The organism is Hydrogenophaga sp. GW456-12-10-14-TSB4 (assembly GCF_059424305.1).
Map to the genome: position 1 here is coordinate 26,978 of NZ_JBWKZH010000056.1, position 11,556 is coordinate 38,533.

Genomic DNA, 11,556 nt, shown 5'->3' on the forward strand with positions numbered 1-11,556 from the left:
ATACCGGGCGGGGTGTCGCGGCCGTTCCACGGGGGCCTGAGACAATCGCCCGGTGCTGCACATCCTGCTGGTCACCTTCCCTTTCTTTGCGCTCGTGCTCGCGGGCTACGTGGCCGCGCGCCGGCGCATGCTGCCGCTGGAGGCCATTCCCGGGCTCAACGGCTTCGTGCTGTTCTTCGCCTTGCCCTGCATGCTGTACCGCTTCGGCTCCACCACGCCGATCGCGCAGCTGCTCGACGGCTGGGTGGCCGGTCTGTATCTGTTGTGCGGGCTCATCGTGGTGGGCGCCACCATCGCCTTCACGCGCAACGCGCGCATCCGCTGGAACGACGCCTCGATGGGTGCGCTGGTGGCGGCCTTTCCCAACTCCGGTTTCATGGGCGTGCCGCTCATCGTGGCGCTGCTCGGTGCGTCGGCGGCGGGCACCGTCATCCTCACCATGGTGGTGGACATGGTGATCACCAGTTCGCTGTGCATCGCGCTCTCGCGCCTGGACGAGGCGCAGGGGCAGGGCCGCGCGGCGGTGGCCGAGGCCACGCGCAAGGCGCTCAAGGGCGTGCTGACCAACCCCATGCCCTGGGCCATTGTGCTTGGCGGCCTGGCCTCGGCCTGGGCGTTCACCCTGCCCAAGCCGGTGGAGCAGACGGTGTGGCTGCTGGCCGACGCGGCCTCGCCGGTGGCCCTGTTCACCATCGGCGCGGTGCTGGCCCGCGCGCAGATGACGGCCAACCACCCCATGCCGCTGGCGGACTACCTGCCGGTGGCGCTGATGAAGCTCTTCGTGCACCCGCTGCTGGTGTTCGCCGTGGGCTGGCTTGCCCTTCGCATGGGGCTGCCGCTCTCGCCCGCGGCCCTCACCGTGATGGTGCTGGTGGCCGCGTTGCCCAGCGCGAGCAACGTCTCGCTGCTGGCCGAGCGCTTCGGGGCCGACAACGGGCGCATCGCCCGCATCATTCTCGTGACCACCGCGGCGGCCTTTCTCACGTTCTCGGGGGCGGTGGCGCTGTTGACCTGAAAGATTTTTTGTGGCCTGAATCGGAGTGATGAACCTCGACCGGTGCGACACCAACTGACCGTTTCTTCCCTCGAAGCCATCGGCCCTGCAGGCATTGCGCCGCAGGGCTTTTTTGTTTCCGACAGCAGGGCCGAACTCTCCATGGTGGCCCCTCACTTCTTTCGGGCCAAACACGCCAAGCCGACCCGGAACCTGTTGCATGACGCCCGCTGACCATCATCGCCTGTCGCAGCAGTTGTGCGGCGCCCTTGACCTCGATGACGTGGCCATGCTGCAGCAGACCGGGCTGCTGAATGTGGGCGGGCTCGAACTGGCGCTGACGTTCGATGCGCAGAATGCGGCCGATCGCCTGCAGGCGCAGCTGGATCTGGGCACGGCGGCGGCGCACCAGCGCGAGTGGATCTGGTACCGGCTGCTGGTCAGCAACTACGAATGGGGCGCGGACGGCAGCTTGTGCTGGAGCCTCACGCCGGGCGACAACCGCGCGATGCTCACGGCACAGCATCCGTTCGACGCCCGCACCACGGGCTCGGACGTGGCGCAATGGCTGCGACAGGTCATGGTGTGTGGCCAGGCGCATTGGCAGGCGCTGCCCTCGCGAAACGCCGTGGGCCATCTTCCCTCACTGGCGCCGCTGCGCCGGGGTTGTCGGCTGGCGCAGCCGGGGACCGACCACTGGGTGGCCTTGATGCGCGCGGTCTGCGAGCGCGCAGGCCTGGATCATCAGACCGAGCTGCTGCAAGGGTCGGGTACCTTGCGGGTGGACGGCGTCGACATGCTGCTACGGCGCGACGCCGCCACCCCCGATCGTTTCGAGGTGCACGTCGACCTGGGCATGGAGGTGCCGGGTTCTCGCGAACGGCTGTGGCAGGGGCTGCTGTGGAGCAACCACCTGATGGGCGTCTCCGAGCACCTGTCTTTCAGCGCGCACCCATTGCGCGATGCGGTGGTGCTCACGCTGCAACAGGCGATGCCCGAGCAGCCCTGTGCCGCGGAGTTCACCGAGTTGTTGCACGCTTTGGCGGCTCGAGCCAAAGCGTTCTGGCGCGACACGCGCGAGGCCCTTTCGCAGGGGGAGGCTGCCTTGCAGGCCGTGGAGGCGGCGCGTGCGCGTCCACGGGTTTGATGGTTATTCGTTTTTCAGAGAAAGCAACCCATGAGCATGATTGGAGCCCAACGCGCGGGTGTCGCCACCGTCGAAGCAACAGGAGCGTTGCAGAAGAAGGAGACTGCTGGGTCAGGCATCGAGTCCACTGGCGGTCGCAGCATCTTCTCGACCCGACCAGGTTCGGGTGCCAGCGACGGCCGGTCTGTGCGCTCCGATGACACAGGGCACCTTTCGGTGTCGGTCTCATCGAAAAAAGCGGACATCGCAGAGCAAGTCTCGCAGAGCGAAGAGGTGAATGCCCCGTCGACGAAGCCCACGTTTGCGCAGCGGTGGCCACGGCTGTGCAAGGTGTTGCGGGTGATCGCGGCGGTGGTGGCCGTGGTGTGTCTGCCGGTGGTGAACACCGTCGTGATTCCCCTCGTGTACCTAGCGGCCCTGTGTTCGAGGGGCTTGGGCGACGGCAGTTGGGCCGAGTTCCTGGGGAAGAGCTGGTTGGTGCGCAAGCTGTTGGGTGAAGATTTCGCCCACCGACTGGCGACCGATGACATCCCGGTGCTGCTCATGGTGGCCAGCTTCGTGTTTCCTGGCCTGTTCCCGCTTCAATCCCTCTGGCACTCGTCACAGCGTGTCATCGAGTTGGCTGAAGGACGCACGATCGGATTTGCCGAGCGTGAACGGGCCGTTCGGGTGGCGTCGTGTTACGACGAGTGGACAAGGGACCAGGGCCTGGATCCCCGCCGCTACCGCTTCCGGGACAGGGAATGGCGATCCGCTTGAGAACACCACGCCACGGACGTCGTGGGGCCTAGCGCTTCAACGCCTCCTGCTCCAGCAGCAGGTAGGTGTTGTAGGCGTTCATCCGGTTTGCCGGGCCGAACATGGGCATGGCCTCGAAGGCCGACCAGTCGGTCTTCTCATAGGCCTCCTCGAACGGCACGAAGTTCTCCACCGCGTCGCCCATGCTCTGGCGCAGGTGCTTGAGGTAGTCGCGTGTGGTGCCGATGTCCTTCTTCGGATCGGTCGACGCTGCGCCGTGCCCGGGCACGACGGCCTTGGCATCGAAGGCCAGCAGGCGTTCCAGCGACAGGATCCACTGGCGGCTGTTGGCCTGCCCCACGAAGGGCAGGCGGCCGTTGAAGAACAGGTCGCCCGCGAACAACACCTTTTCCGAAGGCACGAACACCGTGAGGTCCTCGGGCGTGTGGGACGGCCCCACCGGGGTGAGCTCGAACACCACGCCGCCGACCTGGAGTGAGGTCGGGCCATCGATCCAGACGTCGGCCGGCACGATGCGGGTCTGCTCGTCGATCCAGGGCGCCAGGTCGGTGCGCGAGGCTTCCAGGCGCAGGCGCGCGGTGTCGGACTGGATGTACTCGCGCGACGCGCTGTGCGCAATGATCTTCGCCCCCAGCTGTTTGAAGTGCTGCAGGCCGTAGATGTGGTCGGCGTGGTAGTGGGTGAGGATCACGTGCGTCACCGGCTTGTCGGTCAAGCGGCGGATCGCCTGCGTGAGCCGCTCGGCCAGCCGCGGTGAGCCCAGCGCGTCCACCACCACCACGCCTTCGGGGGTGATCACGAAACCGGCGTTGCTGATGAAGTTCTGGTTTTTGGTCGAGCCCAGTTGGGTCAGGCCTTGCACATAGTGGCTGTGCGGGCCGACCGCCTCCACCGTCATGGCTGGGCCGGTGTCGGCGGCGGGCTGGGCCTGGGCTGTGAAGGTGGTCAGGGCGATCAGGGGCGCAAGCCACCAGCGAAGGGAAAGTCGAGGCACGGTTCGTCTCCAATAGGTCTTGCCTGCTCTTATATCGCAATTTACTTATATTTGAGCGCGGTCGGCTTTGCAGGCCTTACGTTTTCGCGCCAGTTGCCGATCTTCAAGGCGAGCCGGCAACAGGGCCGGCCAGGAGTCCGCATGATCAAGCCCCCTTTGCCGCACAACGAAGCGAAGCGCCTGAAGGCGCTGCGCGACCTGGTGATCCTGGACACGCCGCCTGAGGAGCGTTTCGACCGCATCTCGGCCTTTGCGGCCCAGGAATTCAATGTGCCGATTGCGCTGGTGTCGCTGGTCGATCACGACCGCCAGTGGTTCAAGTCGTCTTTCGGTCTGGAGGACGTGCAGGAGACGCCGCGCGACATTTCCTTCTGCGGCCACGCGGTGGCGATGGCGAAGACGCTGATCGTGCCCGATGCGCTGGCCGATCCGCGCTTCGCCGACAACCCCATGGTGGTGGGCCAGCCCTATGTGCGCTTCTACGCCGGGGCGCTGCTGCGCCTGCCGTACGGGCAGGTGGTGGGCACCCTGTGCATCATGGACCGTCGCCCGCGCGAGTTCGACAAGCTCGACGAGGCCATCCTCAACGGCCTGCGCGACCTGGTGGTGGAGGAGCTGTTCCGGCGCGAGGAGGCGGTGTCGTGAGCGCCGCTGCGGGCCGGCCGCAGGTGCTGTTGATCGAACCCGATGGCCTGGTGCGCGGCACGGTGGCCTCGGTGTGCCGCGAACTGCAGTTGGTGCGGCTGCAGCAGGCGATGAGCGTCGCTCAGGGTGAAAAATGGATGCAGACCCATGCCGACCACGGCCTGCTGCTGTCGCTCGCCGAGCGCGACGCGGCGCTGGCCTTGATCGCGCGACTGCGCGCGGGTGAGCTGCGCTGCGAGCCCGATATCCCGGTGGCGGTGATGGTGAGCAGTGCCGACGCAGAGCTGGTGGCCCGGCTCAAGGAGCTCGACGTGCGCCGGTTGCTCCTGCAACCCTTCCGCCTGCGCGACGTGGTGCACACGCTGGAGCAGCTCTGGCCCATGCCCGAAGCGCTCGCCGTCTAGATTGCAAGGGGGTCCACGTCCACCGCGAAGCGGACCAGGCCACGCGCCTGCGGCAGGCTGCGGCACTCCAGCAGCACCGGCTGCCAGGCGCTCAGGAAGCGCTGCAACGCGGCGCGCGAGACGGCCTCCACCAGCAGTTGCGCGCGCTCCACGTTCGCCACGCGCTGGATCGTCAGCGGCACCGCCGGGTAGAGCGTGATTTCGTCGCGGTGCGGCAGGCCGTCGGCCGCCTGCGCGGCCGCGTTCAGGTAGGCCTGGGCCGCCTGCTGGGTTTTGGCGTCGGCGCGCAGCAGCGCCTGGTGGCCGAACGGCGGCATGCCCGCGCTTTCGCGCTCGGCCAGCTGTTGTGCGGCGAAGGCCGGGAAGTCGTGCTGGCGCAAGGCGGCGAACAGCGGGTGCTGCGGTGTCCAGGTCTGCACCCACAGCTCGCTCTGGCTGCCCTGGCTGCTGACAAAAACGGCGTCGCGCCCGGCGCGCCCGCCGGCCTGCATCAGCAGCGCGAACAGGCGCTCGGGCGCGCGGTAGTCGCTGGCGAACAGGCCCGAGTCGGCGTTGATGCCCGCCACCAGTGTGATGCGGCGGAAGTCGTGGCCCTTGGCGATCATCTGGGTACCCACCAGCACGTCCACTTCACCGCTGTGCATGGTGGCGAGCTGCAGTTCCAGGCTGCCTTTGAGCCGGGTGGAGTCGGCGTCCATGCGCGCCACGCGCGCGGGCCCGCCGTCGGGGCGTTTCACATCGGCCAGCAGGCCGGCGAGCTGTTCCTCCACCTGCTCCGTGCCCTTGCCGATGGGCGCGATGTCGAGGTTGCCGCATTCGGGGCAGGCGCGCGGCACGCGCTCGGTGAAGCCGCAGTGGTGGCAGCGCAGCGTGCGGTCGAGCTTGTGGAACACGCGGAAGGCGCTGCAGTGCGGGCAGGCGCTTTTCCAGCCGCAGTCGTGGCAGGCCAGCACCGGGGCATAGCCGCGCCGGTTGAGCAACACCATGCACTGTTCGCCGCGCGCGATGCGTTCGGCCATCGCCGCCACCAGAGGCGGGGCGAGCACCGCGCCCTTGGGCTGGTGGTTCATGTCGACCAGGCGCAGGCGCGGCAGGGCGCCGCCGCCGATGCGCGCCGGCATGGCCAGGCGCAGGTAGCGGCCTTGCTCGGCCGCGTGCCAGCTTTCCAGCGAGGGCGTGGCCGAGCCGAGCACGACGCGGCAGCGCGCCGTCGCGTCGCCCGTCCCGGCCGCCAGGGCCTCGGTTTCCACCTTGGCGCGGTAGACCGCCAGGTCGCGCGCCGAGTAGCGCGCGCCTTCCTGGCTCTTGTAGCTGGGGTCGTGTTCTTCGTCGACCACGATCAGGCGCAGCCCGGGCAGGCTGGCCAGCACCGCCATGCGCGTGCCGAGCACGATGCGGGCCTGGCCGGTGTGCGCCGCGAGCCAACTGCTCAGGCGCTGCGCAGGCGTCATGCCGCTGTGCAGGCAGACCAATGCGCCGGCGCCGAACAGGGGCTCGAAGCGCTCGCGAAAGCGCGCCTCCAGCTGCGGGGTGAGGTTGATCTCCGGCACCATCACCAGCACCTGTGCGTCGGCCTGCGCCTGCAGCACATGCTGCGTCGCCTGCAGGTAGACCTCGGTCTTGCCGCTGCCGGTGGCGCCGTACAGCAGCACCGGGGCCTGCGCCGCTTCGAGCGCTTGCAGTGCCTCGCGTTGCTCGTCGCTCAGGTCGGGGCCGGCGGTGGTGGTGTCTTCGGGCTGTGTCGGCTCGGCGCGGGCGGCCTGCTGTTTCTCTTTCTTCTTGAGGCGGCGGGCGAGCTGCACCGCGTTCAGGTCGCGCAACTGCGGCGGCAGGGCCGCGAGCGCCACCTCGCCCAGGCTGCGCTGGTAGTACTGCGCGGCGAAGCGCACCAACTGGCGCCAGCGCGCGTTGAGGGGCGGCAGGCCGTCGAGCACACCGGCCACGGCTTTGGTCTGGGCTTCGGTGAGTCCTTCGGGCGGTTCGTCGGGGCATTCCCAGACCACACCCAACACCTCCCGGGCACCGAGCGGCACCCGCACCAGCGTGCCCGGCGTGAGCGACAGCTCACTCCAGTAGGTCAGGCTGGCGCCCACCCCGCTGTGGGCCGGGGTGGCGACGACGACGCTGGGCCAGAAAGCCATGCTTAGCGCCCATTCCTCAGCTGGACTGGCGGAAGGCGCGCTAAGTCGTTGATTTGACAGTGCATCGAAACATATCCAGACTTTTTGTGGATAACTTTGTTGATAGTTTGCCTGGGCGGCGTCAGAACCCTTGCAAATCAAGGGTTTGCTTAAATTGCCCGCAAAAAAAGCAGAAATTAAAACTGTTATGAATCAACAACTTACGAGGCACTTGTAGGATTTGTCCTGCGCCTGGGGCGGCTGAGCCTGATGGCGCACCGCAGCACGAATTTTGTGCATAAGTAAGGCGTGTCAAGTGACTTTTTCGGCATTATTTGTGTTATGGCCAGTCGGAGGCGGCCTTTTTGACCGCCTCATGACACCCCTGCGGGCGCGTTTCAGGCGCCCTGGCGCAGCCGCCGTGAATGAGAATGCACCGCATCCACGAGCACCGAGACGTGCTCCGGCGGCGTGTGCTGGCTGATGCCGTGGCCCAGGTTGAAGATGTGCGTGGGGCCGGTGCCGGCGCCCTGGTGCGGCCGGCCGAAGCTTTCGAGCACCGCCGCCACTTCGGCCTCGATGCGCTCGGGCGGCGCGAACAGCACGTTGGGATCGATGTTGCCCTGCAGGGCTTTGCCGCCGGGGCCTTCGCCCACCTGGGCGCGCGCGCGGGCCAGGTTCACGGTCCAGTCCAGGCCCAGGGCGTGGCAGTCCAGGTCTTTCATGTCGTCCAGCCACAGGCCGCCACCCTTGGTGAAGACGATGCGCGGGATCACCACGCCCTCGTGTTCGCGCTTGAGCTGCGCCAGCACGCGGCGCGTGTAGGCCAGACTGAAGTCCTGGAACTTGCCGTCGGCGAGCACGCCGCCCCAGCTGTCGAACACCATCACGGCCTGCGCGCCGGCCTCGATCTGCGCGTTAAGGTAGGTGGCCACCGCGTCGGCGTTGACCGCGAGGATGCGGTGCATCAGGTCGGGGCGCGCGTACATCAGCGATTTCACAGCGCGGTAGTCGTCGCTGCCGCCGCCTTCGACCATGTAGCAGGCCAGCGTCCAGGGGCTGCCCGAGAAACCGATCAGGGGCACGCGGCCGTTGAGCGCCTTGCGGATCGAGGTGACGGCGTCGAACACGTAGCGCAGCTTGTCCATGTCGGGCACGGCCAGCGCGGCCACGTCGGCCTCGGTGCGCACGGTTTTCTCGAACTTCGGGCCTTCACCCAGGGCGAACGACAGGCCCAGGCCCATGGCGTCGGGCACGGTGAGGATGTCGCTGAACAGGATGGCCGCGTCCAGCGCGTAGCGCTCCAGCGGCTGCAGCGTCACCTCGGTCGCGTAGTCGGTGTTGGTCGCCAGCCCCATGAAGCTGCCGGCCTGGGCGCGCGTGGCGCGGTACTCGGGCAGGTAGCGGCCGGCCTGGCGCATGAGCCAGACGGGCGTGTGTTCGGTGGATTGGCGAAGGCAGGCGCGCAGAAAGCTGTCGTTCTGCAGGGGGGCAAAGGGCATGTCGGTACCGGGGACAGGGGTAGGGGGTATCGGGGGATTATCGGCCCCCACCCAGGGCACAGGCGCATCGGCTACGCCGCGCCGTTTTTGTACTTGATGCCGCAGCCGTAGGCGCGGCTGGTGGCCACGCTCAAAGGCTTGCCGGTGCGCAGCTCGCTCAGGCCCTGGCGCACGTAGTTGGTGGCCTTGGCGATGTCGTCCACCCGGGCCGAGGCGATGCTGTCGATGCCGCCGGCGTACACCAGCAGGCCCTGCGCATTGACGATGTACATGTGCGGCGTGACGCGCGCGGCATAGGCTTCACCCACCTTGCCGTCCTCGTCCATCAGCGTGGCGGTGGGGCTGGCCTGTTTCTCGGTCATCCAGCGGCCGAGCTGCTGGGGCGACTGGTAGTCGGCGCTGTCGTCGCGCGTGGAGTTGACCGCGAGCCAGACCACGCCCTGGCCGTTGGCTTCCTTCTGCAGCGCCTGCATGTTGCCCTGGTAGTGCTTGCGCACGAAGGGGCAACCGGGGTTGTTCCACTCCAGCACCACGGTCTTGCCCTTGAAGTCCGAGAGCCGGACCGTCTTGCCGGAGGTGTCCTGGAGGCTGAAGTCGGGCGCGGCCTGACCCACACCGGGGGCCGCGAACGCGGGCGTGACCAGCATCGTGCCCAAGGGCGAAAAGACGGCCAGGGCGAGCAGGGGACGGCGTTGCATGGTGGAACTCCTGGAAGACACGGTGGATGAACAAACAAGGAGCTGCTCGGCCTACAGCCGGGCCAGCGCCGCGCGGACCTCCTCGACGCTGAGCACTTCGGTCAGCACCTGCGGGGCCTGACCGTTCTTGTAGATCGCGTACACCGGCACGCCGTTGCGGCCCAGGCCGGCGAGTGCGGCCGTCACGGCCGGGTCGCGGCGCGTCCAGTCGGCGCGCAGCAGGGCCACGTTCTTGCCGGCCATGTCGCCGAGCACACTGGCATCGGCCAGCGTGGTGCGCTTGTTGTACTGGCAGGTGACGCACCAGGCGGCGGTGAAGTCGACGAACACCGGGCGACCTTGCGCGACCAGGTCGGCCTGGGCCTGCGGGCTCCAGGGCTGCCAGCTCACGCCTTCGACCGCCGTGGCCACGGCTTGGCCGGGGACGGTGTCCTGCAGGCGCGTCACGTTCGGGCCGAGGGTCCAGCCCAGCCAGGCCAGGCCGATGAGCGAGAGCCCGGCGATCACGGTGCGGCCGCGGCCGCGCAGGCCCAGGGCCCAGACCAGCAGGGCCAGCACCACCAGCAGCATGAGCAGCGCGGCCGCGCCGTCGATGCCGCTTTGTTGGCCCAGCACCCACAGCAGCCAGACCACGGTGGCGAACATGGGGAAGGCCATGAGGTGGCGGAAGGTGGCCATCCAGGCGCCCGGGCGCGGCAGCGCGCGCGCCACCGCCGGCACCCAGCTGGCGAGCAGGTAAGGCAGCGCCATGCCGAGCCCGAGCGCGGCGAACACGGCCAGCGCCTGCCCGGCAGGCAGGGCGATGGCCAGGCCCAGCGAGGCGCCCATGAAAGGCGCGGTGCAGGGCGAGGCGATGGCGGTGGCCAGCACGCCGGTGAGGAAGGCGTCGGTGGTCGGGTTGCGGGCCTGCAGGCTGGCGATGCGGCTGGGCAGCACGCTGCCGAACTCGAACAGGCCGGCCAGGTTCAGGCCGATCAGGGTGAACAGCACGGCCAGCGCGGCCACCACGCCCGGGCTTTGCAGCTGGAAGCCCCAGCCGAGCTGCTCGCCCGCCGCGCGCAACCCGAGCAGCAGGGCGCCGAGCGCGACGAAGGAAAGCACCACGCCGGCGGTGTAGGCCAGGCCGTTGGCCCGGTGGGCACGGCGGTCGTCGGCGTGCTGCGCGAAGGCCAGCACCTTGATCGCCAGCACCGGGAACACGCAGGGCATGAGGTTGAGGATGAGGCCGCCGAGCAGCGCACCCAGCAGGGCCGCGCCCAGGGTGAGCGAGCTGGCACCGCCCACAGGGGCGGCGGCGGTTGCACGGGCCGCATTGGCGTCCAGCGCGGCCTGCAGCGCCTCGGGCACGGCGGCGGGCAGCGGGGCGGCGGCCGGCCAGGTGCCTTGCACCGGCACGTCCAGGCGCACGCCGGTGCTGCCCGGGCCCTGGCCCGCAGGCGAGGCCTGGGCGAGCACCAGCGCGAGCCGGTCGGGGCTGTCGCTGCGGTGCGGCGAGAGCGGCACGCGCGCGCTCCAGCGTTCGCCGTCCCAGGCCTGTGTCCAGGGCTGGCCGGGTTCGATCAGGCCGGCGGCTTCGGGGAAGAACTCCAGCGACCGGCCGCGCCAGGCGGCAGGCAGGCCGTCGAGCGCCACGTTCAGGAAGCCGGGCTCAGGCGCGGCGCGGCTGCCCAGGGCCGGTTGGTCTTTGGGAGCGGCCTGGAAGCTGGCATCGAAGGCGGCGCCGTGCAGGCCGGTGGAGCCCTGCACGGGAATGCGAAGGCTGAAATGGCCCTCTTCGGGGATGCACTCCTTGCGGCAGACCAGCCAGGTGGCGTAGAGCTTGACGTCGATCTGCCGGCCGGTGAAAGCGGGGTCCACGGTCAAGGGCACGGGCAGCACGACTGTGCCGTCGTAGCCGTAGTTGGCGAGGTTGCCGATCGGGAACTTGCGCGGCGTGGGCCAGGCGATGGTTCCGGCCGTCACGCCAGGCGGCAGCGTCCACTGCAGGTCGGTGGGCAGGCCGGAGTCGCCCGAGTTCTTCCAATAGGTGTGCCAGTCGGGCGCGTGGGTGATCTGCAAGCCGACCCAGACCGGCTGGCCCGGCCCGGCCCCCTCGGGAGCATGGGCGAGCAGCTCGGCGCGCGCCTGGTCGCTCTGCACCACGGTCTGCGCGGGCGTGCCCGACAGCAGGCCCTGGGCGGGCACCGAGAAGGGGGCGAGGGCCAGCAGCAGGGCGCCGAACAGGTGGCGCGTGGTGCGGCGGGCCGAAGAAAAGGCGTTGAGGGGCATCGGACAACAGGCGGGGGGACAGGGG

General features: G+C 68.9%; 10 protein-coding genes. 5 read left to right on the forward strand and 5 right to left on the reverse strand.

Annotation, left to right across the window (positions count from 1 at the left end; genetic code table 11):
- The first annotated feature begins 52 nt into the window (after positions 1-52).
- From AC07ZS_RS22600 to AC07ZS_RS22610, 3 genes are all read left to right on the forward strand, one after another.
- The gene (locus AC07ZS_RS22600; protein ID WP_494800775.1) at positions 53-1,015 is read left to right on the forward strand and encodes an AEC family transporter; all 963 of its coding nucleotides are present in this window, start codon (positions 53-55) and stop codon (positions 1,013-1,015) included.
- A 199-nt stretch (positions 1,016-1,214) separates the two neighbouring features.
- The gene (locus AC07ZS_RS22605; protein ID WP_494800776.1) at positions 1,215-2,141 is read left to right on the forward strand and encodes a type III secretion system chaperone family protein; all 927 of its coding nucleotides are present in this window, start codon (positions 1,215-1,217) and stop codon (positions 2,139-2,141) included.
- Between the two features lie 30 nt (positions 2,142-2,171).
- On the forward strand, positions 2,172-2,900 hold the full coding sequence (locus AC07ZS_RS22610; RefSeq protein ID WP_494800777.1) for a hypothetical protein: 729 nt from the start codon (positions 2,172-2,174) through the stop codon (positions 2,898-2,900).
- A 28-nt stretch (positions 2,901-2,928) separates the two neighbouring features.
- Here the strand turns inward: AC07ZS_RS22610 and AC07ZS_RS22615 are convergent, their stop codons facing one another.
- The gene (locus tag AC07ZS_RS22615; protein WP_494800778.1) at positions 2,929-3,894 is read right to left on the reverse strand and encodes an MBL fold metallo-hydrolase; all 966 of its coding nucleotides are present in this window, start codon (positions 3,892-3,894) and stop codon (positions 2,929-2,931) included.
- 141 nt (positions 3,895-4,035) lie between these two features.
- Between AC07ZS_RS22615 and AC07ZS_RS22620 the strand changes: the two genes are divergently transcribed.
- Both AC07ZS_RS22620 and AC07ZS_RS22625 read left to right on the forward strand, forming a co-directional pair.
- Complete coding sequence (locus tag AC07ZS_RS22620; RefSeq protein WP_494800779.1) at positions 4,036-4,539, forward strand: GAF domain-containing protein; 504 nt, start codon at positions 4,036-4,038, stop codon at positions 4,537-4,539.
- On the forward strand, positions 4,536-4,943 hold the full coding sequence (locus AC07ZS_RS22625) for a response regulator (RefSeq protein WP_494800780.1): 408 nt from the start codon (positions 4,536-4,538) through the stop codon (positions 4,941-4,943). The genes AC07ZS_RS22620 and AC07ZS_RS22625 overlap by 4 nt, the downstream gene beginning before the upstream one ends.
- On the opposite strand, the gene priA is transcribed toward AC07ZS_RS22625, so the two are convergent.
- From priA to AC07ZS_RS22645, 4 genes are all read right to left on the reverse strand, one after another.
- Positions 4,940-7,084 (reverse strand): replication restart helicase PriA, encoded by a 2,145-nt coding sequence (priA, locus tag AC07ZS_RS22630; protein ID WP_494800781.1) that lies wholly within the window; start codon positions 7,082-7,084, stop codon positions 4,940-4,942. The genes AC07ZS_RS22625 and priA overlap by 4 nt on opposite strands.
- A gap of 377 nt (positions 7,085-7,461) precedes the next feature.
- Positions 7,462-8,565, reverse strand: coding sequence for a uroporphyrinogen decarboxylase (hemE, locus tag AC07ZS_RS22635; RefSeq protein ID WP_494800782.1), 1,104 nt, complete (start codon positions 8,563-8,565; stop codon positions 7,462-7,464).
- A 71-nt stretch (positions 8,566-8,636) separates the two neighbouring features.
- A complete protein-coding gene (locus AC07ZS_RS22640; RefSeq protein ID WP_494800783.1) occupies positions 8,637-9,263 on the reverse strand; it encodes a redoxin domain-containing protein in 627 nt (208 codons plus the stop codon).
- Positions 9,264-9,314: 51 nt separating this feature from the next.
- Positions 9,315-11,531 carry a protein-disulfide reductase DsbD family protein gene (locus tag AC07ZS_RS22645; protein WP_494800784.1) on the reverse strand — a complete coding sequence of 739 codons (2,217 nt, stop codon included), beginning with the start codon at positions 11,529-11,531 and terminating at the stop codon, positions 9,315-9,317.
- Between the last annotated feature and the right edge of the window lie 25 nt (positions 11,532-11,556).

Excerpts from the sequence above, each read along its gene's own strand:
- AC07ZS_RS22605 (WP_494800776.1), top strand. The coding sequence starts at position 1,215 with ATGACGCCCGCTGACCATCATCGCCTGTCGCAGCAGTTGTGCGGCGCC.
- priA (WP_494800781.1), bottom strand. The coding sequence starts at position 7,084 with ATGGCTTTCTGGCCCAGCGTCGTCGTCGCCACCCCGGCCCACAGCGGG.
- AC07ZS_RS22645 (WP_494800784.1), bottom strand. The coding sequence starts at position 11,531 with ATGCCCCTCAACGCCTTTTCTTCGGCCCGCCGCACCACGCGCCACCTG.
- AC07ZS_RS22610 (WP_494800777.1), top strand. The coding sequence starts at position 2,172 with ATGAGCATGATTGGAGCCCAACGCGCGGGTGTCGCCACCGTCGAAGCA.
- AC07ZS_RS22640 (WP_494800783.1), bottom strand. The coding sequence starts at position 9,263 with ATGCAACGCCGTCCCCTGCTCGCCCTGGCCGTCTTTTCGCCCTTGGGC.
- AC07ZS_RS22620 (WP_494800779.1), top strand. The coding sequence starts at position 4,036 with ATGATCAAGCCCCCTTTGCCGCACAACGAAGCGAAGCGCCTGAAGGCG.
- hemE (WP_494800782.1), bottom strand. The coding sequence starts at position 8,565 with ATGCCCTTTGCCCCCCTGCAGAACGACAGCTTTCTGCGCGCCTGCCTT.